Genomic DNA, 22792 nt, shown 5'->3' with positions numbered 1-22792 from the left:
GTTGCCTGTAAGATCGCCTTCGCGAGCAGGCTCACTCCCACATTTGAAATGCATTCCCCTGTGGGAGCGAGCCTGCTCGCGAAGGGGTCGACTCGGTATCAGCTTAGAGCTTGGCCGCAGGACGCCCCGGCTTCTTGGTCTGCAACAAATGCGAGAACACCGCATGCAGATCATCCGACGCGCCTTCCTCGTCGAGGTTGAGCTTGCTGTCGATGTGATCCATGTGGTGCATCATCAGATTCACCGCCAACTCACCGTCGCGCTTCTCGATCGCGTCAATCAACTGGGTGTGTTCGTCATACGAGCAATGCGAGCGATTGCCGCTTTCATACTGGGCAATGATCAGCGACGTCTGCGAAACCAGGCTGCGCTGAAAGCTGATCAACGGGGCGTTCATCGCCGCTTCCGCCAGTTTCAGGTGGAATTCGCCCGACAGACGAATACCGGCGCCGCGATCGCCACGGGAGAAGCTGTCGCGCTCGTCGTTGACCATCTGCCGCAGCTCGGCGATCTGCTCGGCGGTGGCGTGTTGCACCGCCAGCTCAGTGATCGCGCGTTCGACCAGGCGACGGGCAAGAAACACCTGACGGGCTTCTTCAACACTCGGGCTGGCAACCACGGCGCCACGGTTCGGCCGCAACAGCACCACGCCTTCATGGGCCAGACGCGAGAGCGCGCGGCGAATGATGGTGCGGCTGACCCCAAAGATTTCCCCCAGCGCTTCTTCGCTCAACTTGGTGCCGGGCGCCAGACGCTGTTCGAGGATGGCCTCGAAGATATGCGCGTAGACAATATCGTCCTGGGTTCCGCTGCGGCCGGCTTTGCCTGCTCGCGGTTGTTTCTTGAGGGGTTGCAACTGTTCGTTCATGGGCACTCGAGTCGGGAGAACTGCGGCGAATAGACCGTGACTGTAATACGGCACAGTAGGTCGCTGGCAAGTATCGCGTAAAAAACAGCGCGATTGTACACAATGAAAGGTGGCAACACGACTGTACGGCTGTTTGTGACTTCCGCTGTATTGCAACGATCCGTTACGTTTGAGTTTAGGCTTGATCACAGAATCCGCTGGTCGACCACAATCCCCTGTGGGAGCGAGCCTGCTCGCGAAAGCCGTTTCACATTCAAAATGAATGTCGACTGACACACCGCTTTCGCGAGCAGGCTCGCTCCCACAGGGGTTTGGCGTACAGGGGACATCTTCATTGGTATAAGGAACACCGCCGTCATGAACGACGCCACGCACACTCAACTGCGCCCACTGGCCGACACATCACCATCGGCGATCGTCGCGGGATTCATCGCGATGATGACTGGCTACACCAGCTCGCTGGTGCTGATGTTCCAGGCCGGGCAAGCGGCCGGGCTGAGCAGCGGGCAGATTTCTTCGTGGATCTGGGCGATCTCGATCGGTATGGCGGTCTGTTCGATTGGTTTGTCGCTGCGTTATCGCACGCCCATCACCATCGCCTGGTCGACCCCCGGCGCAGCGTTGCTGATCACCAGCCTCGGCGGCGTGAGCTATGGCGAGGCCATTGGCGCCTACATCACCTGCGCCGTGCTGGTGACGATCTGCGGCCTGACCGGCAGCTTCGAACGGCTGGTGAAAAAGATCCCCGCTTCACTGGCGGCGGCATTGTTGGCAGGGATTCTGTTCAAGATCGGCAGTGAGATCTTCGTCGCTGCGCAGCACCGCACCGGGCTGGTGCTGGGGATGTTCTTCACTTATCTGCTGATCAAACGCCTGTCGCCGCGTTATGCCGTGCTCGCCGCGCTGCTGATCGGCACCGCGCTGTCAGGCTTTATGGGTCTGCTCGACTTCAGCGGTTTTCATCTGGAAGTGGCGACACCGGTGTGGACCACCCCGCACTTCTCGCTGGCGGCGACCATCAGCATCGGCATTCCGCTGTTCGTAGTCGCGATGACCTCGCAGAACATGCCCGGGATCGCCGTGCTGCGCGCCGACGGTTACAACGTGCCGGCCTCACCGCTGATCACCACCACCGGTATTGCCTCGCTGCTGCTGGCGCCATTCGGCTCCCACGGCATCAACCTCGCAGCGATCAGCGCGGCGATCTGCACCGGGCCGCACGCCCACGAAGATCGCAACAAGCGCTACACCGCTGCGGTGTGGTGCGGGATTTTCTACGGGATTGCCGGGGTGTTCGGCGCCACGTTGGCGGCGCTGTTTGCCGCGCTGCCGAAGGAACTGGTGCTGTCGATTGCCGCGCTGGCGCTGTTCGGTTCGATCATCAATGGCTTGAGCATTGCCATGACCGAGGTGAAGGAACGGGAGGCGGCGCTGATTACCTTTATGGTCACGGCGTCGGGGTTGACGCTGTTTTCCATTGGGTCGGCGTTTTGGGGGATTGTGGCGGGGGTTTTGACCTTGCTGATCCTCAATTGGCGCAAAGTTTAAGGCAAAAGATCAAAAGCCCCTCATCGGAACGCCGCCCGCCTATCCCTCTCCCGGAGGGAGAGGGGACTGACCGCGTTGTATGCGGGAGTTTTAGCGACATGTGATCCCGAGTCGAACTCAAATTTTGAAAAGCTCATAAATCGGCCCCCTCTCCTGGGGGAGAGGGCTGGGGTGAGGGGTAGATTCACCACAGTACCCAAGCCAAAAACCCAAACCCCAGACGAAAAAAAACGGCGACCCTCAGGTCGCCGTTTTTTTCAGTATCACTTAGCCGCGTTGATCGGCTTTTCCGGATACCAAACGTCCAGCAACGGGCTGACTTCATACTTGGTCAGTTCGGAGCGGGTTTTCAGCCAGGCTTCAACGGCAGCGCGCTGCTCTTCGTTGACCGAGCCACGCTTCTGCAGGCAAACCAGACCGAAGTCGTCGCCGCCCACATAACCCAGACCATTGGCTTCCATGGCTTCTTTGATGAAGGCTTCGAGGAAAGCGTCAATGGCTTCTTCGGACAAGTCTTCTTTGAAGTCCAGGTTCAGTTCGAAACCCAGCTCTTGAAATTCATCAACGCACAGTTTTTTGCGCAGACGCTGGGAACGGTTAGTCGCCATTGGAACAATCCTCATAAGTATTAACGGCCGGCACTTTACCAGTTTAAGCCGTCGATTGCCCGCCTCTCTGGCCCCTGAAGCCGACCGCCTGTAAAAAATAATGTATTGGCCGACCCGGACAAGGCACAAGCTGTAACACCTTGGGGCATAATGCCGACACTTTCATGACCGCTGAGGGCTTTTTCATCCATGTCCTCGTTATTTTCCCCTCGACTGTAGGGTTTTATTTCATATGATCAAATCGTTGCGTCCTCTGTTTCTAGCCGGCCTTCTTTTGCCCCTGGCCCTGCCTGTTTCCGCTGCCACCATCAATACTTCCCTCACCCCGAATGTCGAAAAAGCCCTCAAGGCGAGCAAATTGCAGCCCAGCGCCCTGTCGCTGGTGATGGTGCCGCTGGACGGCCCGGGCACGCCGACCGTGTTCAACGCCGACGTGTCGGTCAACCCGGCCTCGACCATGAAACTGGTGACCACTTACGCGGCGCTGGAAATGCTCGGCCCCAACCATCAGTGGAAGACCGAGTTCTACACCGATGGCGACCTGAACGGCGGCATCCTCAACGGCAACCTCTACCTCAAGGGCGGCGGCGATCCAAAGCTGAACATGGAAAAGCTCTGGCTGCTGATGCGCGACCTGCGCGCCAACGGTGTGACGCAAATCACCGGTGATCTGATCCTCGACCGTAACTTCTTCGTGCAGCCAGTGCTGCCGGAATTCAACGATGACGGGAATGACGAGAACAAGCCGTTCCTGGTCAAACCCGACTCCTTGCTGGTCAACCTCAAGGCCCTGCGCTTTGTTGCCCGTAACGATAACGGCCGGGTGCTGATCTCGGTTGAGCCGCCGATTGCCAGCGTGCGTATCGAAAACACTGTCAAAGCGCTGCCTTCCAAACAATGCACCGGCGGCGTGCGCTACAACCCGGTGCCGCAGGCCGATGGCAGCGTGACCGTGACCGTGGCCGGCCAGTTGGGTGAAGGTTGCAGTTCGCAGACTTATCTGTCGCTGCTCGACCACGCGACCTACACCGCCGGCGCCGTGCGCGCGATCTGGAAAGAACTGGGTGGCAGCATTCAGGGCAAGGATCGTCTGGCCTCGACCCCGAGCAACGCGAAACTGCTGGCTCGTGCCTACTCCCCGGACCTGGCGGAAATCATCCGCGACATCAACAAATACAGTAACAACACCATGGCCCAGCAACTGTTCCTCAGCCTTGGGCAACGCTTCCGCAACGATGCCGACGGTGACGACGCCAAGGCAGCGCAGCGCGTAGTGCGTCAGTGGATGGCGAAGAAAGGCATCACTGCACCACATCTGGTGATGGAGAACGGCTCCGGTTTGTCTCGCGCCGAACGTGTCAGCGCCCGTGAGATGGCGAGCATGCTGCAAGCGGCGTGGCACAGCCCGTATGCTGCCGAGTACATCAGCTCGCTACCGATTGCCGGTACTGACGGCACCATGCGTAAACGCCTGAAAACCACGGCGATGCGCGGTGAGGCTCACGTCAAGACCGGCACCCTGAACACCGTGCGCGCGATCGCCGGTTTCAGCCGTGATGTGAATGGCAACACCTGGGCAGTGGTGGCGATCCTCAATGACAAGGCACCGTTTGGGGCATCGTCGGTGCTCGATCAGGTGCTGCTGGATCTGTACAAGCAGCCGAAACTGCCGCAGACCGCTTCGGTTCTCTGATCACCGCGGCTCCTGTAGGAGTGAGCCTGCTCGCGATAGCGTCAGTCCAGATACATCATGTGTGACTGACATACCGCAATCGCGAGCAGGCTCACTCCTACAAGGGAACAGCGTCGCGGCTTAGCTCATCTGTTCGACGCGATCACGCCCGCGCTGCTTCGCCATATACACGCCCGAATCCGCCCGCAACAGCAGCGCGTCCGCGCCCTCCCCCGGTCGCCAACTGGCGATACCGAAACTCGCGGTCACCACGCCAACTACATCCACCGGCGCACTGCGCAAACCCTGCCACAACTCAACCGCCAGCGTGTGCGCATGCTCGCCGTCGATGTCCGGGCACAGCACCATGAATTCCTCGCCGCCCAAGCGACAGAACACATCGGTGCGCCGCAATCGATGGCCGATGCGTTCGCACACCGCTTGCAGCACCCGGTCGCCCACAGCGTGGCCGTACTGATCGTTGATACGTTTGAAGTGGTCAATATCAAGCATGATCACCGACAGCTCGCCGCCGCCGCGCTCGACCCGGGCCATTTCCGTGGTCAGGCGTTCCTGGAAGTAGCGACGGTTGTGGATGCCGGTCAGCGAATCGGTCACCGACAGCGCCCGCAACTCTTCCTCGACGCGTTTGAGGTCAGAAATATCCGAGATATAGCCGTGCCAAAGCACGCCGCCGCCCGGCAGCTCTTCCGGCGTCGCCTCGCCGCGCACCCAGCGCAGGCCGCGCTCGGGCAGTTGCACGCGGTATTCCTCGCGCCATGGGCTGAGGCTGTCGGCCGAGGCGCGAATGGAAGAGCGCACACGAGTAACGTCCTGTGGATGAATGCGCGTGAAGATCGCTTCGGCGTTGAACAACAGCACGTCCGGCTCCAGCTCGTAGATCTCGCGGATGCCGTCGCTGGCGTAGATCACGCTGAAGCGCCCATCGAATTCCATCCTGAATTGATAAATACCGCCGGGCACGTGCGCGCTGAGTTTCTTCAGCAACACATCCCGCGCCGCCAGCACCTCGTGCACGCGCTTGCGCTCGGTGATGTCGATGCAGATCGCCAGATGCCCGACCCACAACCCTTGTTCATCGAGCACCGGCGTGGCGAGCATATTCACCGGCAAATGACTGCCATCGCTGCGCACCAGCGTCCATTCGCGGGCCTCATGGCCGCCGACCTCACCGCCCTCGACCAGCATCGCGTGGCAGGTCGGGATGCTTTTCCCGTAGCGCGCACTCAACTCGGCAGCGCGGGCCATCAGCTCACGGGGCAGGTGCAGGTTTTCCAGGGTCATGTGCCCGACGACTTCGGCACTGCTGTAGCCAAGCATTTGTTCGGCGCCGGGGTTGAAGGTGTTGATCACGCCGCGCAAGTCGGTGGCGATGATCGCCACCTGCGTCGCTGCATTCAGCACGCCGCGCAACTGACCGTGGGTGCCGCGCAACTCCTGTTCGCTGGCGTGCAGCTCCTGCGTGCGCAGTTCGACCATGCGCAAGGCGCGCTGACGTTGACTGACCAACACGTAGAGCAAGGCGCTGAGCAGCAGACTGAGCAAGCCCCCCAGGATGATCACACTGCCGACCGACGAATGGTTGGCCTGCGCGAAGGCGTCGCTCGGCAGGATATCGACCTGATAGTCGTGATCGGCCATGCGCAGTAATCGCGTGGCCGACAGGTCGCTCGGCGCCGGCTCATTGGTCGACTCGAACAACACTTCGTGCTGATCATTGGTCGACATGTCGAGAATGCGCACCGACAGATAATCATGGAAGGCATCCGGCAGACCGTCGGCCAGCAACTGGCGCATGCTGATTACCGCCATCACGTAGCCAAACGACTGGCGCTCGCCATTACGACTCACTGGCGCCACCAGCAGCACACCGCGCGCATAGGACGGCTCGATGCTGACCAGGTGCATCGGTTGCGACACCGCCAGCCCGCCGCGTTTGTCGGCACGTTGCAGGGTGTCCCGGCGCAAGGGTTGCGCCAGCAGGTCATAACCCAACGGTGAGCCGAGTCGACTCTGCGTCTGGCTGTAGAGCACCGGCACGTATTCCTCGCGTTCGCCCGCCAGTTGCAGTTCGCCCTGCGCATTCAGCTCACGAATCGTGAAGTCGGTCAGGCCTTCGTCACGCACCCGCTGCTCAAATGCAGCGCGCTCGGCCCCATTGACCTTGAGGGCAAACGAATAGGCCTGGGTACGCATCAATAAGGGGTGGGTGTAACCGTCGAATTCGGCGCGGGACACCGATTCGGAGTTGGCGAAGAAGCGGCGCAGGCCGTCGAGGCGTTGCTCCTGATCCTGAAAGCGTTCTTCGATGCGGGTGTAACGTTCGTTGGCCAGCAGTTGAAAACGCTGACGGGTCTGTTGCTGGAATTGATTGAGGGTGGCCCAAGCGAGCAGCCCCGTGAGAATCCCGCCGGCGAGCAATACCAGTAGCGCGACCAGCCAGGCCGAGACGTCTTCGCTGATGAAACCCAGAATCTTTGGGCGCACGGGGTGCAACGACATAAAGACAACTCACACTACGCCAGCATTTACGGGAAAACCCCATTGACCGTGTGTGAGTTATAGCTATTAGCCACTAATTTAGCTAGCGCGGGCAGATCCACGGAGCCTTTAAAAATCAAGGCTCTGTGGATCCAATTGCGCCAAGCGTCAACGAGCCGTGATTTTCCAGGCGCGGTGGATCTTGGTGTTACGGGCGAAATCCGCATCGATGGTCTGCGCGCTGATTTCCTCGACCGCGTAACGCTCGGCGAGGTTTTCTTCCAACTGGAACTTGCGGAAGTTGTTGGAGAAATACAGCACACCGCCCGGCGCCAGACGCGCCATGGCCAAGTCGATCAACTGCACCTGATCACGTTGCACGTCGAAGATGCCTTCCATGCGCTTGGAGTTGGAGAAGGTCGGCGGATCGATGAAGATCAGGTCGTACTCGTCACGGCTGCTTTCCAGCCAAGCCATCACATCGCCCTGCTCCAGACGGTTCTTGTCCGAGAAGCCGTTCAGCGACAGGTTGCGGCGCGCCCAGTCGAGGTAGGTTTTCGACAGGTCGACACTGGTGGTGCTGCGCGCACCGCCCTTGGCCGCGTGCACGCTGGCGGTCGCGGTGTAGCAGAACAGATTGAGGAAGCGCTTGCCGGCGGCCTCTTTCTGAATACGCATGCGCATCGGACGGTGATCGAGGAACAGGCCGGTATCGAGGTAGTCGGTGAGGTTGACCAGCAACTTCACGCCGCCCTCGCTGACTTCATTGAACTTGCCTTGCGCAGCCTGACGCTCGTACTGCTTGGTGCCGCTCTGGCGCTCGCGGCGTTTGACCACCACGCGGCTCTTGTCGACGTTCAGCGCCTGCGGAATGGCCGCCAGCGCGTCGAACATGCGCGCCGAGGCTTTTTCCGGGTCGATCGATTTTGGCGCGGCGTATTCCTGGACGTGCACCCAATCGTGGTACAGGTCGATGGCCATCGCATATTCAGGCATGTCGGCATCGTAGACGCGGTAGCAATCGATGCCTTCGCGCTTGACCCACTTGCCCATGGCCTTGAGGTTTTTCTGCAGACGGTTGGCAAACATCTGCCCGCCTTCGCTCAAGCGCGGTTGCTCGATCACCGGTGCCGGGGCTGGCGTCGGTTTGATCGGGTTACCGTTCTTGTTGAACTTGCGCTCTTGCGGCTCGTCCGGGGTCTGGTCGTAAGCCGCTTGCTCACGCTCGGCCTGACGCTGTTCCGGGGTACGCCGCTCGCCGGTGACGAACTGATCCGGCAGCACTTTGATCAACAGCAGTTTGCACGGCAGCGCGCCGTTCCAGAACGAATACTGTTTGTGGCTACGAATGCCCATGCGCTTGCCCAGATCCGGGGCGCCGGTGAACACCGCCGCTTCCCAGTTCAGGCAAGCCTGACGCAGGCGCTCGCCGAGGTTCTGGTAGAGATACAGCAGGCTGGCTTCGTCGCCGAGACGCTCGCCGTACGGCGGGTTGCAGATGACCAGACCTTTCTGGTTCTGATCCGGACGCGGCTCGAAGGTCGCGACTTCGCCCTGGTAGATCTTGATCCACTCGCTCAGGCCAGCACGCTCAACGTTGTTGCGGCCTGGCTGAATCAGACGTGGGTCAGCTTCATAACCACGAATCCACAGCGGTGGCTTGGCCAGACCGGCAGCGGCACGCTCGACGGCTTCTTCGTGGAGTTTTTTCCACAGCGCCGGCACGTGACCCAGCCATGCGGTGAAGCCCCACTGCTCACGGCGCAGGTTCGGCGCCATATCAGCGGCGATCATGCCGGCTTCGACGAGGAACGTACCGACACCGCACATCGGGTCAGCCAGCGCGCCGCCTTCAGCGGCAATGCGCGGCCAGCCGGAACGGATCAGGATCGCCGCCGCGAGGTTTTCCTTCAGCGGTGCAGCGCCCTGCTGCAGACGGTAACCGCGCTGGTGCAGGCTGTGGCCGGACAGGTCAAGGGAGAGAATCGCTTCGCCGCGATCCAGACGCAGGTGAATGCGCAGGTCCGGGTTGAGCTTATCGATCGACGGACGGTCGCCCTGCGGCGTGCGCAGTTTGTCGACGATGGCGTCTTTGACTTTCAGGGCACCGAAGTGGGTGTTGTCGATGCCTGAGCCGTGGCCGCTGAATTCAACGGCCAGGGTGCCGTCGCTGAGCATGTGATCCTGCCACTCGATGTCGAGCACGCCGTGGTAGAGGTCTTCCGCGTCTTTCATCGGGAAACGCTTGAGTACCAGCAACACGCGGTTGGCCAGACGCGACCAGAGGCACAGGCGATAAGCGGTTTCCATGGTCGCCATGCCACGCACGGCAGAAGTGTGCTCGCGCGCTTCTTCAAGGCCAAGCCCGACGGCTTCCTCGATGAGCAGGCCTTCAAGACCTTTAGGGCAAGTGAGGAAGAGTTCGAAACGGTCGGACATGGTATTTCCAGAGCCTTTGGCTAGTGAATCGGCAACGCATTGCCGATCCGGTTTTCAATCAGGCGCTTTTCTAAAAGAACGCCCGCGTGGCACGAAGGTGTGCCGTTCCATCCCCGCTGCTCGGGTTAAAAGAGCTTAGATGCCGGGACAGATAAAAAAGTTGATGAAACAAAAAGTCTTAAAGCGACCCTTCGTCGCTTTATACCCCAGCGCAAACGTGGGTCATTCTCACTAAAGAATTAACCCCATCATGCAGCGCGGGGCCGATCATACCGGGGTTTGCTGAAAAACCGTGCATGAAACCCGTCGTTACTTATGGCTGTAGCACCAATTTCGTTACGTCCTTATGACAAAACGATCATTCCCTCGGTGTGACTCATTGGTTAGAACTGAACACAGGTTGACGTCGCAACGGCGTCAACACCTTGGCTCGCCACGCCGGCAGCGAGCCGCACCATGGCAGGTTTCTTCTGCCAGACCTCAGTTGAGGTCAACGCGACACAAAACAGTCAACAAGTGAGGGAAACACCCTATGAGAAGACTTAAGCGTGATCCGTTGGAAAGAGCATTTTTGCGCGGATATCAATATGGCGTTGGTGGCAAATCCCGTGAGCTTTGCCCATTTACTCTACCGTCGGTACGCCAAGCCTGGATTAACGGCTGGCGAGAAGGACGCGGCGACAACTGGGACGGTATGACCGGCACTGCGGGAATCCACAGACTCAACGAACTTCACGCCGTCGGCTGACACAGGGCATTAATTCCGACACGACAATCTGAATTTGTAGCGACTTACCATGCACGTCCTTCCCGGACGGCGGGCTGCGGCCCAGGGGCTCCTTCGAGGAGCCCTTTTTATTGCATGGATTTTTGTGCCGAGCGCATAACCTGTAGGAGTGAGCCTGCTCGCGATAGCGGTCTGTCAGTCGCTGATGAAGTGACCGAAAGAAAGCTATCGCGAGCAGGCTCACTCCTACAAGGGAACAGTGGTGTCTATGGATCAGCGCAGGGAGGCGATCGCGTCTACCGATTCACGAATCAGCGCCGGGCCTTTATAGATAAAGCCAGAGTAGATCTGCACCAGGCTCGCACCGGCCAGAATCTTCTCGGCAGCATGCTTGCCTTCGGTAATCCCGCCAGCCGCAATGATCGGCAAACGCCCCGCCAACTCACCGGCCAGCACCTTCACAGTATTCGTGCTCTTCTCCCGCACTGGTGCGCCGGACAAACCGCCCGCCTCGTCGCCATGCTCCATGCCTTCGACGCCAACACGGCTCAGGGTGGTGTTGGTCGCGATCACCGCGTCCATGCCGGTTTCGATCAGCGCCTGAGCAACCTGTGCGGTTTCTTCATCGGTCATGTCCGGCGCGATCTTGATCGCCAGCGGCACATGCTTGCCGTGACGCAAGGCCAGTTCGGCGCGGCGGGTAGCCAGATCGGCGAGCAACTGCTTGAGCGAATCACCAAATTGCAGGCTGCGCAGGCCCGGAGTGTTCGGCGAGCTGACGTTGACTGTCACATAGCTGGCGTGGGCGTAAACCTTGTCCAGGCAGATCAGGTAATCGTCGACCGCGCGCTCAACCGGCGTATCGAAGTTCTTGCCGATGTTGATACCCAGCACGCCTTTGTATTTCGCCGCGGCCACGCGCGCCAGCAGGTTATCGACACCGAGGTTGTTGAAACCCATGCGGTTGATGATCGCCTCGGCTTCCGGCAAACGGAAAATCCGTGGTTTCGGGTTGCCCGGCTGCGGACGCGGGGTCACGGTGCCGATTTCAACAAAGCCGAAGCCCAGTTGCGCGAAGCCATCGATGGCCGCGCCGTTCTTGTCCAGACCGGCCGCCAGCCCCACCGGGTTCGGAAAATCGAGGCCCATGACCGTCACCGGCTTCTTTGCCGGCGCCTTGCACAGCAAGCCGTTGAGGCCCAAACGCCCACCCGCGCCGATCAGATCCAGCGACAGATCGTGGGAGGTTTCCGGGGAAAGTTTGAACAACAGCTGACGGGCCAGGGTGTACATGGGCGGCGATGACTCGGGCGGCGAAAAGAGGCGGCGATTATAGCCGGGCATCGACCTGCGGCGCGAGGCGCACGCGCAAATCACTGGCACTGGCATATGCCTTGCACCCTCCTGGCTATCAGCGCGCCGGTCAATGACGGCAGGCGGGCACGGACAATGGCGTCGTCTTCGGGGTTTGCCTGCGCAAAGTCCGGGGCGGCGCTTTTTTTTCGAGGTACGTTGGATGAATGAACCTTCGGTAGGGCCACTGGCCTGGGTCAATGGCAGCGATGCCCCGGAAAAAAGCGCGATCAACCTCGGCTTCATGGCCCTGAGCGATTGCGCGTCGGTGGTGGTCGCAGCCACACAGGGCTTCGCCCAGCCTTATGGATTGACGCTGAACCTCAAGCGCCAGAGCTCATGGGCGAATCTGCGCGACAATCTGGTCAGCGGCGAACTCGACGCCGCGCACAGTTTGTACGGACTGATCTACGCCGTGCACCTGGGTATCGGCGGGGTCGCCCCGACCGATATGGCCGTGCTGATGGGCCTGAATCAGAACGGTCAGAGCCTCAACCTCTCTCACGGCCTGCAAAACCTCGGCGTGACCAGTCCTGAAGCACTGGACCGGCACGTGCACCAAAGCCGCGCAAAACTCACCTTCGCGCAGACCTTCCCCACCGGCACTCATGCCATGTGGCTGTATTACTGGCTGGCGAGCCAGGGCATTCATCCATTGCAGGACGTCGACAGCGTGGTGGTGCCGCCGCCGCAAATGGTCGCGCACCTGCAAGCCGGACGCATCGACGGTTTTTGTGTCGGCGAGCCTTGGGCGGCCAGCGCGGTGCAGCAGGATCTTGGGTTTACCTTGGCCACCAGCCAGACCATCTGGCCCGATCATCCGGAAAAAGTCCTCGGCTGCACGCGTGAGTTTGTCGAGCAATACCCGAACACTGCACGAGCGCTGGTGATGGCGATCCTTGAAGCCAGCCGCTTCATCGAAGAAAGCCCGGAAAATCGTCGCAGCACCGCGCAATTGCTCAGCGCGGCGGAATATCTGGACGCGCCAGTGTCGTGCATCGAACCGCGTTTTCTCGGTGACTATGCCGATGGCCTCGGCAATCGCTGGCAGGATCCGCACGCGCTGCGCTTTCACGGTAACGGCGAAGTGAATCTGCCGTATCTGTCGGACGGCATGTGGTTCATGACCCAGTTCCGCCGCTGGGGTTTGCTGCGCGAAGATCCGGATTACCTCGCCGTCGCCCGCCAGGTTCAGCGGCTGGACGTCTACCGCGACGCCGCCACCGCTGTCGGCGTCGCCGCATGGGGCACTGACATGCGCAGCAGCCAGTTGCTCGACGGCAAAGTCTGGGACGGCAGCGACCCGGCTGCTTACGCGCGCAGTTTCAAGTTGCACGCGCTGAACGACGACGCCCCCCTTCTCGCCCGCCGCTGACAGGAGACCGCGAACATGTTGCGTATTCTGTTGATCAACGACACAGCGAAAAAAGTCGGGCGCCTGAAAGCTGCGTTGACCGAGGCCGGTTTCGAGGTGATCGACGAGTCCGGCCTGACCATCGACCTGCCCGCGCGCGTCGAAACGGTGCGCCCGGACGTGATCCTGATCGATACCGAGTCACCGAGCCGCGATGTCATGGAGCAAGTGGTACTGGTCAGCCGCGACCAGCCACGGCCGATCGTGATGTTTACCGACGAGCATGACCCCGGTGTGATGCGTCAGGCGATCAAGTCCGGGGTCAGCGCCTACATCGTCGAAGGCATTCATGCACAACGTTTACAGCCGATTCTCGATGTGGCGATGGCACGATTCGAGAGTGATCAGGCTTTGCGTGCGCAGCTGCAGGCGCGAGACCAGCAACTGGCCGAGCGCAAGCGTATTGAGCTGGCCAAGGGGTTGTTGATGAAGATGAAGGATTGCAATGAGGAAGAGGCTTACACCTTGATGCGGCGCCAGGCGATGAGTCGGCAGCAGAAGCTGATTCAGGTGGCGGAGCAGATTATTGCGATGAGTGAGTTGTTGGGCTGAAAGCGCTGAACGCTTGAAAAGCCCCTCACCCTAGCCCTCCCTCTGGGCGGTCCGACGTTTCGGGAGGGCTAGGGTGAGGGGCTTTTGATTTTCCGGCTGTTGGCACAAATCTCGCTAAGTAAAACGCACAGGTAACCAACGGCGGTTGCCCCACCTACGACAAAGACGTCGCTCACCCGTTCGCCCAACCGGCGCATCAGGGAGCGGCGTTTTTGCGTTTTGGCCCCACAGACCGGGGCCGGTGGTGCGGCCGTGGCGGCGCCCCACCTGCTGTTGCATGACTCCTTTCGAGACTCTTTTCAGCTGAGGTGCGCGATGAATTCAAGCTTCTGGAAATCCGGCCACACCCCGACCCTGTTCGCGGCCTTCCTGTATTTCGACCTGAGCTTCATGGTCTGGTACCTGCTCGGTCCGCTGGCGGTGCAGATTGCCGCCGACCTGCAGCTAACCACGCAACAACGCGGTCTCGTCGTCGCCACGCCGATCCTTGCTGGCGCCGTGTTGCGCTTCATCATGGGCATGCTCGCCGATCGGCTGTCACCGAAAACTGCTGGGCTGATCGGTCAGGTCATCGTGATTTGCGCGCTGTTCGGTGCCTGGAAAATCGGCATTCATAGCTACGAGCAGGCGTTGATTCTCGGCCTGTTCCTCGGCATGGCCGGCGCATCGTTTGCGGTCGCCCTGCCCTTGGCCTCGCAATGGTATCCGCCGCAGCATCAAGGCAAAGCCATGGGCATCGCCGGTGCGGGCAACTCCGGTACCGTTTTCGCCGCGCTGCTCGCGCCGGTACTCGCCGCCGCGTTCGGCTGGAGCAATGTCTTCGGTTTCGCTCTGATCCCGCTGATCCTGACGCTGGTGCTGTTCGCCTGGCTGGCAAAAAATGCGCCTGAACGGCCGAAAGCCAAAGCCATGGCCGACTACTTCAAGGCGCTGGGCGACCGTGACAGCTGGTGGTTCATGTTTTTCTACAGCGTGACCTTCGGCGGCTTTATCGGCCTGGCCAGCGCCCTGCCCGGCTATTTCAACGATCAGTACGGTTTGAGCCCGGTGACCGCTGGCTACTACACCGCAGCCTGCGTGTTCGGCGGCAGCTTGATGCGGCCGCTGGGTGGCGCACTGGCTGATCGCTTCGGTGGTATTCGTACGTTGCTGGCGATGTACACCGTCGCCGCCGTGTGCATCGCGGCCGTCGGTTTCAACCTGCCAAGTTCCTACGCTGCTCTGGCGCTTTTCGTCTGCACCATGCTCGGTTTAGGGGCAGGCAACGGCGCAGTTTTCCAACTGGTACCACAGCGCTTTCGCCTGGAGATCGGCGTGATGACCGGACTGATCGGCATGGCCGGCGGCATCGGCGGTTTTGCCTTGGCCGCTGGCATGGGCGCGATCAAGCAGAGCACCGGCAGCTATCAACTGGCCCTGTGGTTGTTCGCCAGCCTTGGCGTGCTGGCGTGGTTTGGCCTGCACGGCGTCAAGCGTCGCTGGAGAACCACCTGGGGTTCGGCGGCGGTGACGGCGGCGCGGGTCTGAACCTTCGATGGCCTTGCAACTGAGCTTTGCCGACGCCAGCGCCACCGGTCCGCGCGCGGAGAATCAGGACGCTTTGCGTCTGGTCACGCCCGCGCCAGCGCTGGCGGCGAGCAAGGGTTATCTGTTCGCCATCGCCGACGGCGTCAGCCAGTGTGCCGATGGCGGACTGGCTGCGCGTTCGACCTTGCAAGCCTTGGCGCTGGACTACTACGCCACACCGGAAACCTGGAGCGTGGCCCAGGCACTGGATCGCCTGCTGCTCGCGCAAAACCGCTGGTTGCAGGCCAACGGTGGTGGGCAACCGTTGCTCACCACGGTCAGCGCCTTGGTCATGCGTGGTCGGCGTTTCACCCTCGCCCACGTCGGCGATTGCCGGGTGTATCGCTGGCACGCCGACAGCTTGCAGCGAATCAGCGAAGACCACGTCTGGGATCAGCCGGGCATGCAGCATGTGCTCAAGCGTGCGCTAGGGCTGGATCAGCATCTGGTGCTGGACTTCCTTGATGGCGAACTGCGCGACGGCGAGTGCTTTGTTTTGCTCAGTGACGGAGTCTGGTCGACACTCGGCGATACCGCCATTGCGGCGATTCTGCGTGATCAACCGGATCTGCACAGTGCCGCGCAGACGCTGGTCAACGCCGCGCATCTGGCGGGGAGCCAGGACAATGCCAGTGCTTTGCTGGTGCGGGTGGATGCTGTCGGTGAGGCGAGTATCGGCGATGCGCTGATTCATCTGCAGCAATGGCCCCTGCCGCCACCGTTGAAACTCGGTCAGTCGTTCGAAGGCTGGCAAGTGCTGGAGGTTGTCGCTCAGAGCCAGCAATCGCTGCTGTATCGGGTGCTTGATGGACAAGGTCAAACGTGGCTTCTGAAAACCCTACCCACGCGTTCCGCCGATGATTCCTACGCCGGGCAAGCACTGTTGTCCGAGGAATGGTTTCTGAAACGCGTAGCCGGTCGCCACTTTCCTGAAGTCCATGCCTGCCAGCAGCGTCAGCATTTGTACTACGTGATGCGGGAATATTCCGGGGCGACGCTGGCACAGCTGTTTCAACAGTCAGGCCCGCTGCCGTTGGCACAGTGGCAGGACATCGCCGAGCGCCTGTTGCGTGCGGTCGGGCTGCTGCATCGGCGACAGATTCTGCACCGGGACATCAAACCGGAAAATCTGCACGTGGGCGACGACGGCGAATTGCGTCTGCTGGATTTTGGCCTGGCGTACTGCCCAGGCTTGTCCGAAGACGCGCCGTCAACGTTGCCGGGAACGCCCAGCTATATCGCCCCGGAAGCGTTTCGTGGGGATCCGCCGAATGTGCAGCAGGATTTGTATGCGGTCGGTGTGACCCTGTATTTCTTGCTCACCGGGCATTTTCCCTATGGCGAGATCGAAGCGTTTCAGCGGCCGCGATTTGGTGTGGCAGTGAGTGCCAGTCGATTTCGGCCGGATCTGCCGGAATGGCTGGCGCAGAGTCTGGAGCGCGGGGTGGCGGCTGATCCGCAGCAACGGTTTGAAACGGCTGAAGAGTGGTTATTGGTGTTAGAACAGGGCGAGAGGCAGAGTTTGAGTGTGCGGCCCAGACCATTATTGGAGCGTGAGCCATTGAAGGTCTGGCGGACGATGGCGTTGCTGGCGTTGCTCGGAAATGTGGCGCTGCTGGTTTTGTTGTTTCACAGTTGAACCGCGTCGCGCCATTCGCGAGCAAGCTCGCTCCCACAGGAGATTTGCGAACGACACGAATCCCCTGTGGGAGCGAGCTTGCTCGCGAAGGGGCCCGCCCAATCACTACAAATCCACCTGCCTGAATGCCCCACGAACGAGCAACCCGCCTCGATTCAGTGCAAAAAATTACCCTCAAAAACTGCCAAACCCCAATAAACCCGCCACCGCCCCCACTTGGCACAACCACTGCATTACCCCACTCAACACACACATAAAGCCCAACCTTCAACGACGAAGGCTGCGCTTCCCGAGAGAACGGGACCAGGACAAAGGCGTCCTCGCTAGGCAACTAGCGGGACGCCTTTTTTTGTTTGCGCAAAATTTCTCGAGCAAGGCCTGACTGCCCACAAGAGGCCAGCCGCAGCTCCCCGGAGAACCTGATGAAAAAACTCAAACTGGTGATGATCGGCAATGGCATGGCCGGGGTCCGCACCCTCGAAGAACTGCTCAAGCTGAGCAACGAGCTGTACGACATCACGGTCTTCGGCGCCGAACCGCACACCAACTACAACCGCATCCTGCTGTCGCCGGTGCTGGCCGGTGAGCAGACTTTCGAAGAGATCGTCCTCAACGATCTCGACTGGTACCTGGAAAACAACATCAAGTTGCTGCTCAACCGCAAAGTGGTGGAGATCGACCGGGTCAAACGCCGGGTGATCGCCGAGGACGGCACCGAAGCCGAATACGATCGCCTGCTGATCGCCACCGGTTCGACGCCGTTCATCCTGCCGATCCCCGGCAACACCTTGCACGGAGTGATCGGCTATCGCGACATCGCCGATACCCAGGCAATGATCGACACCGCTAAAACCCACAAACACGCGGTGGTCATCGGTGGCGGTCTGCTCGGGCTCGAAGCCGCCAATGGCCTGATGCTGCGCGGCATGCACGTCACCGTGGTGCACATCGGTGAGTGGTTGCTGGAACGTCAACTCGACAAAACCAGCGGCCAACTGCTGCAAAACGCTCTTGAATCCCGTGGCCTGCACTTCCGTCTGTCCGAACAGACTCAGGCGCTGCACGACGCAGGCAATGGCCGGGTCGGCTCGGTGCAGTTCAAGAACGGCGAGATCATCCCCGCCGATCTGGTGGTAATGGCTGCCGGTATTCGTCCCAACACAGAATTGGCGGAAAAGGCCGGCATCCCGTGCAATCGCGGGATTCTGGTCAACGACACGCTGCAAACCTACGACCCGCGCATTTATGCCATCGGCGAGTGCGCCAGCCACCGCGGCATTGCCTACGGTCTGGTCGCGCCGTTGTTCGAACAGGCCAAGGTCTGCGCCAACCACCTCGCACAACTGGGCTTCGCCCGTTATCAGGGTTCGGTGACCTCGACCAAGTTGAAAGTCACCGGCATCGATCTGTTTTCTGCCGGCGATTTCATGGGCGGCGAAGGCACGGAAACCATCACCCTCTCCGACCCGATCGGCGGTGTGTACAAAAAATTGGTGATCAAGGATGACGTGCTGGTCGGCGCCTGTCTGTACGGCGATACGGCAGATGGCGGTTGGTATTTCCGGCAGATTCGTGAGAATCACGCCATCGGCGAGATCCGTGATCACCTCATGTTCGGAGAAAACGCACTCGGAGACGTAGGACATCAGGGCCAGGACAAAGCCATGGTCATGGCCGACAGCGCCGAAGTCTGCGGCTGCAATGGCGTGTGCAAAGGCACCATCGTCAAAGCCATTCAGGAACACGGCCTGTTCAGCGTCGATGAGGTGAAGAAACATACCAAGGCTGCCAGCTCCTGCGGCTCCTGCGCCGGGCTGGTCGAACAGATCCTGATCAACACCGTCGGCGGTGCGGCGGACGTCAAACCGAAGAGCGAAAAAGCCATCTGCGGTTGCAGCGACCTCAATCACGGACAGATCCGACAAGCGATTCGCGAACAGCATCTGCTGACCATCGCCGGGACCATGAGCTACCTCAACTGGCGCACGCCGAACGGCTGCGCAACTTGCCGCCCAGCCCTCAACTATTACCTGATTTCCACTTGGCCTGGCGAAACCAAGGACGATCCGCAATCGCGCCTGATCAACGAGCGTGCACACGCCAACATCCAGAAGGACGGCACCTATTCGGTGGTACCACGGATGTGGGGCGGCGTAACCAATCCTTCGGAACTGCGGCGGATTGCCGACGTGGCCGACAAGTACAACGTGCCGATGGTCAAGGTCACCGGCGGTCAGCGCATCGATTTGCTCGGCATCAAGAAGCAGGACTTGCCCGGCGTTTGGAAAGACCTCGACATGCCATCCGGGCATGCCTACGGCAAATCCATCCGTACCGTGAAGACCTGCGTCGGTAGCGAGTTCTGCCGCTTTGGCACGCAGAACTCGACGCAACTGGGCATCGAGCTCGAGCACGATCTGTTCAACATGTGGTCGCCGCACAAAGTGAAACTCGCCGTCTCCGGTTGCCCCCGCAACTGCTCGGAAGCGGGGATCAAAGACGTAGGAATTATCGGTGTCGACTCCGGTTGGGAGATGTACATCGGCGGTAACGGCGGAATCAAAACCGAGGTCGCTGAGTTCTTCGTCAAGCTGAAAACCGCCGAGGAAGTCCGCGAATACAACGGCGCCTTCCTGCAGCTGTATCGCGAAGAAGCCTTCTACCTCGAACGCACCGTGCACTACCTGCAACGGGTCGGTATGGAGCACATCAAGAAAGCCGTGCTCGAAGACCCCGAGCGTCGCAAGGCACTGAACGAGCGCCTGCAATTCTCTCTGTCGTTCGAGCAAGACCCTTGGAAAGAGCGTCTGGCACAGCCGCAACTGAAGAAAGAATTCGACGTAATTCCCGTGAAAAACCTGGAGGTGCCGGCATGAACTGGCTGGATATCTGTGCCCTCGACGAGATCAATGCCCTCGGTTCGCGAATCATTGCCGGGCCGAAAGGTGACATCGCGATTTTTCGTACAAGCGACGATGAGGTTTTCGCCCTCGACGACCGCTGCCCGCACAAGGGCGGACCATTGTCGCAAGGTTTGATCTACGGCAAACGTGTGGCCTGCCCGTTGCACAACTGGCAGATCGACCTCGAATCTGGCGAAGCTCAGGCGCCGGATATCGGTTGCGCGCACCATCACCCGGCGCGGGTCGAAAACGGTCGTGTACAACTGGCCCTGCGGGACGCCATCTGATGAACCGCCAGACGACCGCCTCGACCTGCTGTTATTGCGGGGTCGGCTGCGGCGTGCTGATCGAGCATGACGGCGAGCGCATCCTCGGCGTCAGCGGCGATCCGGCGCACCCGGCCAACTTCGGCAAACTCTGCAGCAAAGGCTCGACCCTGCACCTGACCGGCGACCTCGCGGCTCGCGCGCTGTACCCGGAACTGCGTCTGGGCAAAGGCCTGGCGCGCAGCCGAACGGATTGGGATACGGCACTGGAACACGCTGCCAACGTGTTCGCCGAGACCATTGCCGAGCACGGCCCGGACAGTGTGGCGTTCTATATTTCCGGGCAGTTACTGACCGAGGACTATTACGCCTTCAACAAACTGGCGCGGGCGTTGGTCGGGACTAACAACATCGACAGCAATTCGCGCCTGTGCATGTCTTCAGCGGTGGTCGGCTACAAGCGCAGCCTCGGCGCCGACGCTCCACCGTGCAGTTATGAGGACCTGGAACTCAGCGATTGCGTGATGATCGTCGGCAGTAACATGGCCTACGCCCATCCGGTACTTTTCCGTCGGCTGGAAGAGGCAAAATCCCGTCGCCCACAGATGAAAGTCATCGTCATTGATCCACGGCGCACCGACACCTGCGACCTCGCCGATCTGCATCTGGCAATTCTGCCGGGCACCGATGTCGCGTTGTTTCACGGAATTCTGCATCTGTTGCTGTGGGAAGACTGGATCGACCGTGACTTCATCAAGGCGCACACCGATGGCCTCGCCGACTTGAAAAATCTGGTGCGCGATTACACCCCGCAAATGGTTTCGCAACTGTGCGGGATCAGTGTCGAGCAATTGCAGCAATGCGCGGAATGGGTGGGCACCTCGCCGAGTTTTCTGTCGCTGTGGTGCATGGGCCTGAACCAGTCCACCGCTGGCAGCGCGAAGAACAGCGCGCTGATCAATCTGCATTTAGCTACCGGGCAAATCGGCCGTCCGGGTGCAGGACCTTTCTCCCTTACCGGTCAGCCAAATGCCATGGGCGGGCGCGAAACGGGCAGTTTGTCGAATCTGTTGCCGGGCCATCGAGACGCGGCCAACCCTGAACATCGCGCCGAAGTAGCGGCATATTGGGGCGTTGATCGGTTGCCGGAAAGTACCGGTCTCAGTGCCATCGAACTGTTCGAGCAAGTGCGCAACGGCAAGATCAAGGCGTTGTGGATTGCCTGCACCAACCCTGCCCAATCGATGCCGGACCAACATGCTGTGCGAGCAGCGCTTGAGACCTGCCCGTTTGTGGTTCTGCAAGAAGCCTTTCGCACCACCGAAACCGCAGCATTCGCCGATCTCCTGCTGCCTGCCGCCAGTTGGGGCGAGAAAGAAGGCTCGGTGACCAATTCCGAGCGACGCATTTCCCACGTGCGTAAAGCCATCCTCCCACCGGGTGAGGCGCGGCCGGACTGGGCGATCACGGTAGATTTCGCACAACGTCTGGAGAAACGTCTGCGTCCCGCTGAACCAAGCCTGTTTGCGTTTGCTCAGCCCGCGCAGTTGTTCGATGAATTCAAAGGGCTGACGCGTGGGCGGGATCTGGATATGTCCGGAATCAGTCACGCGCTGATCGACGAGATCGGACCGCAGCAATGGCCCTTCCCTGTCGGAGCGCGGCAAGGAACGCCACGACTGTACGAGGACGGTATTTTTCCTACGGCCAACGGTCGGGCTCAGTTTATTGCCGATCCGTATCGCGCCGCCAAAGAGCAGCGCGATGCTCGCTTTCCACTGACGTTGATCACTGGCCGCTTGCGCGATCAATGGCACGGTATGAGCCGCACTGGCACGGCAGCGCAATTGTTCGGGCATGTCAGCGAAGCGGTGTTGAGCCTGCACCCGGACGAAATGCGCCGGCATCGTTTGCAGCCGGGCGATCTGGTCAACCTTAAAAGTCGTCGCGGCGCGGTAATCGTCGCGGTTGGCAGCGATGACAGCGTACGTCCGGGGCAAGCGTTTCTGCCGATGCACTGGGGCGACCGTTTTCTCAAGGGCGGTGTGAACAGCCTGACCCTGCCGGACTTTGATCCGCTGTCGAAGCAACCGGAACTCAAACACAACGGTGTGCGCCTCGAGCCGGTCAGTCTGCCGTGGCAACTTTTCGCACTGATCGAGGGTGATGTTCAACGGCATTTCGAGACGCTACGACCGCTCTGTGAGGCATTTTCCTACGTGAGTCTCAGCCTTGTCGGACGTGAACGATCGGCATTGCTGATACGCGCGGCCAGCAGCGAAGCTCCGAATGCGCAATTGCTCGGTGAAATCGACCAATGCCTGTCACTGATCGACGGCCCGGTATTGGCTTATGACGATCCTCGCCGCGCCATTGGCAAACGCGTGCGCATTGAAAACGGCCGGATCACTGCGATCCGGTTAGCCGGTGAAACCCTCGCTCAGCATTGGCTGCAAGGGTTGTGGCTGGAAGGCCGTGCGGATGAGCAACTGCGGCGCTGGCTATTGGCGCCAATGAGTGCGCCGCCGGGCAGTGTCGGGGCGCAAATGGCTGTGGATAAAACCCTGTGCAACTGCAAGAACGTCAGCCTCAACGCGGTCTGCGCCGGCATTCGCCAAGGCCTGGATCTGCAGGGCTTGAAAAACCAACTGGGCTGCGGCACGCAATGCGGCTCGTGCGTCCCGGAAATAAAACGCTTACTCGCTGCCGACGTGCAGCCAGCCGCTGTTATCTGA

The 22792-nt window shown here is 60.4% G+C and carries 15 protein-coding genes; 10 read left to right on the top strand and 5 right to left on the bottom strand.

All coding sequences use genetic code 11. The features are described 5' to 3' along the window. Positions 1 to 103: 103 nt before the first annotated feature. Positions 104 to 868 carry a GntR family transcriptional regulator gene (locus BMY54_RS10400; protein ID WP_007918375.1) on the bottom strand — a complete coding sequence of 255 codons (765 nt, stop codon included), beginning with the start codon at positions 866 to 868 and terminating at the stop codon, positions 104 to 106. A 357-nt stretch (positions 869 to 1225) separates the two neighbouring features. On the opposite strand from BMY54_RS10400, the gene BMY54_RS10395 reads away from it, so the two are divergent. After that, positions 1226 to 2416, top strand: a complete 1191-nt coding sequence (locus BMY54_RS10395) for a benzoate/H(+) symporter BenE family transporter (protein WP_093431804.1) — start codon at positions 1226 to 1228, stop codon at positions 2414 to 2416. Between the two features lie 263 nt (positions 2417 to 2679). Here BMY54_RS10395 and BMY54_RS10390 read toward each other — a convergent pair whose 3' ends face one another. After that, on the bottom strand, positions 2680 to 3024 hold the full coding sequence (locus BMY54_RS10390; RefSeq protein ID WP_007916365.1) for a YggL family protein: 345 nt from the start codon (positions 3022 to 3024) through the stop codon (positions 2680 to 2682). Between the two features lie 232 nt (positions 3025 to 3256). Between BMY54_RS10390 and dacB the strand changes: the two genes are divergently transcribed. Next, positions 3257 to 4717 (top strand): D-alanyl-D-alanine carboxypeptidase/D-alanyl-D-alanine endopeptidase, encoded by a 1461-nt coding sequence (gene dacB / locus BMY54_RS10385; protein WP_093431801.1) that lies wholly within the window; start codon positions 3257 to 3259, stop codon positions 4715 to 4717. Positions 4718 to 4837: 120 nt separating this feature from the next. Here dacB and BMY54_RS10380 read toward each other — a convergent pair whose 3' ends face one another. Continuing rightward, complete coding sequence (locus tag BMY54_RS10380) at positions 4838 to 7219, bottom strand: sensor domain-containing diguanylate cyclase (RefSeq protein WP_034152860.1); 2382 nt, start codon at positions 7217 to 7219, stop codon at positions 4838 to 4840. Between the two features lie 147 nt (positions 7220 to 7366). Continuing rightward, positions 7367 to 9637 (bottom strand): bifunctional 23S rRNA (guanine(2069)-N(7))-methyltransferase RlmK/23S rRNA (guanine(2445)-N(2))-methyltransferase RlmL, encoded by a 2271-nt coding sequence (gene rlmKL / locus BMY54_RS10375; protein ID WP_034152861.1) that lies wholly within the window; start codon positions 9635 to 9637, stop codon positions 7367 to 7369. Positions 9638 to 10169: 532 nt separating this feature from the next. On the opposite strand from rlmKL, the gene rmf reads away from it, so the two are divergent. After that, positions 10170 to 10385: a ribosome modulation factor gene (gene rmf / locus BMY54_RS10370; protein WP_003223300.1), complete on the top strand. Its 216-nt coding sequence runs from the start codon at positions 10170 to 10172 to the stop codon at positions 10383 to 10385. Positions 10386 to 10637: 252 nt separating this feature from the next. On the opposite strand, the gene BMY54_RS10365 is transcribed toward rmf, so the two are convergent. Continuing rightward, positions 10638 to 11657, bottom strand: coding sequence for a quinone-dependent dihydroorotate dehydrogenase (locus BMY54_RS10365; protein WP_093431798.1), 1020 nt, complete (start codon positions 11655 to 11657; stop codon positions 10638 to 10640). A gap of 223 nt (positions 11658 to 11880) precedes the next feature. Between BMY54_RS10365 and BMY54_RS10360 the strand changes: the two genes are divergently transcribed. The 7 genes from BMY54_RS10360 (at position 11881) to BMY54_RS10320 (ending at position 22792) form a co-directional block, all read left to right on the top strand. Further along, the gene (locus BMY54_RS10360; RefSeq protein WP_093431795.1) at positions 11881 to 13092 is read left to right on the top strand and encodes a CmpA/NrtA family ABC transporter substrate-binding protein; all 1212 of its coding nucleotides are present in this window, start codon (positions 11881 to 11883) and stop codon (positions 13090 to 13092) included. A 15-nt stretch (positions 13093 to 13107) separates the two neighbouring features. Beyond that, positions 13108 to 13683, top strand: a complete 576-nt coding sequence (locus BMY54_RS10355; protein WP_007916390.1) for an ANTAR domain-containing response regulator — start codon at positions 13108 to 13110, stop codon at positions 13681 to 13683. A 315-nt stretch (positions 13684 to 13998) separates the two neighbouring features. Further along, complete coding sequence (locus tag BMY54_RS10345; protein WP_093431792.1) at positions 13999 to 15210, top strand: nitrate/nitrite transporter; 1212 nt, start codon at positions 13999 to 14001, stop codon at positions 15208 to 15210. Positions 15211 to 15217: 7 nt separating this feature from the next. Further along, positions 15218 to 16888, top strand: a complete 1671-nt coding sequence (locus tag BMY54_RS10340; RefSeq protein ID WP_093431789.1) for a bifunctional protein-serine/threonine kinase/phosphatase — start codon at positions 15218 to 15220, stop codon at positions 16886 to 16888. A gap of 422 nt (positions 16889 to 17310) precedes the next feature. Next, complete coding sequence (nirB, locus tag BMY54_RS10330; protein ID WP_093431786.1) at positions 17311 to 19764, top strand: nitrite reductase large subunit NirB; 2454 nt, start codon at positions 17311 to 17313, stop codon at positions 19762 to 19764. After that, on the top strand, positions 19761 to 20078 hold the full coding sequence (gene nirD, locus BMY54_RS10325) for a nitrite reductase small subunit NirD (protein ID WP_016985592.1): 318 nt from the start codon (positions 19761 to 19763) through the stop codon (positions 20076 to 20078). The genes nirB and nirD overlap by 4 nt, the downstream gene beginning before the upstream one ends. Then, entirely contained in the window at positions 20078 to 22792 is a 2715-nt protein-coding gene (locus BMY54_RS10320) for a nitrate reductase (RefSeq protein ID WP_093431783.1), read from the top strand. Before nirD ends, BMY54_RS10320 begins: the two co-directional genes overlap by 1 nt.

Origin of the sequence: Pseudomonas sp. ok266, from assembly GCF_900110195.1 — a bacterium.
GTDB lineage: Bacteria > Pseudomonadota > Gammaproteobacteria > Pseudomonadales > Pseudomonadaceae > Aquipseudomonas > Aquipseudomonas neuropathica.
This window is presented reverse-complemented; position numbering and strand designations above follow the sequence as displayed.

Excerpts from the sequence above, each read along its gene's own strand:
- BMY54_RS10400 (WP_007918375.1), bottom strand. The coding sequence starts at position 868 with ATGAACGAACAGTTGCAACCCCTCAAGAAACAACCGCGAGCAGGCAAA.
- BMY54_RS10395 (WP_093431804.1), top strand. The coding sequence starts at position 1,226 with ATGAACGACGCCACGCACACTCAACTGCGCCCACTGGCCGACACATCA.
- BMY54_RS10390 (WP_007916365.1), bottom strand. The coding sequence starts at position 3,024 with ATGGCGACTAACCGTTCCCAGCGTCTGCGCAAAAAACTGTGCGTTGAT.
- dacB (WP_093431801.1), top strand. The coding sequence starts at position 3,257 with ATGATCAAATCGTTGCGTCCTCTGTTTCTAGCCGGCCTTCTTTTGCCC.
- BMY54_RS10380 (WP_034152860.1), bottom strand. The coding sequence starts at position 7,219 with ATGTCGTTGCACCCCGTGCGCCCAAAGATTCTGGGTTTCATCAGCGAA.
- rlmKL (WP_034152861.1), bottom strand. The coding sequence starts at position 9,637 with ATGTCCGACCGTTTCGAACTCTTCCTCACTTGCCCTAAAGGTCTTGAA.
- rmf (WP_003223300.1), top strand. The coding sequence starts at position 10,170 with ATGAGAAGACTTAAGCGTGATCCGTTGGAAAGAGCATTTTTGCGCGGA.
- BMY54_RS10365 (WP_093431798.1), bottom strand. The coding sequence starts at position 11,657 with ATGTACACCCTGGCCCGTCAGCTGTTGTTCAAACTTTCCCCGGAAACC.
- BMY54_RS10360 (WP_093431795.1), top strand. The coding sequence starts at position 11,881 with ATGAATGAACCTTCGGTAGGGCCACTGGCCTGGGTCAATGGCAGCGAT.
- BMY54_RS10355 (WP_007916390.1), top strand. The coding sequence starts at position 13,108 with ATGTTGCGTATTCTGTTGATCAACGACACAGCGAAAAAAGTCGGGCGC.
- BMY54_RS10345 (WP_093431792.1), top strand. The coding sequence starts at position 13,999 with ATGAATTCAAGCTTCTGGAAATCCGGCCACACCCCGACCCTGTTCGCG.
- BMY54_RS10340 (WP_093431789.1), top strand. The coding sequence starts at position 15,218 with ATGGCCTTGCAACTGAGCTTTGCCGACGCCAGCGCCACCGGTCCGCGC.
- nirB (WP_093431786.1), top strand. The coding sequence starts at position 17,311 with ATGAAAAAACTCAAACTGGTGATGATCGGCAATGGCATGGCCGGGGTC.
- nirD (WP_016985592.1), top strand. The coding sequence starts at position 19,761 with ATGAACTGGCTGGATATCTGTGCCCTCGACGAGATCAATGCCCTCGGT.
- BMY54_RS10320 (WP_093431783.1), top strand. The coding sequence starts at position 20,078 with ATGAACCGCCAGACGACCGCCTCGACCTGCTGTTATTGCGGGGTCGGC.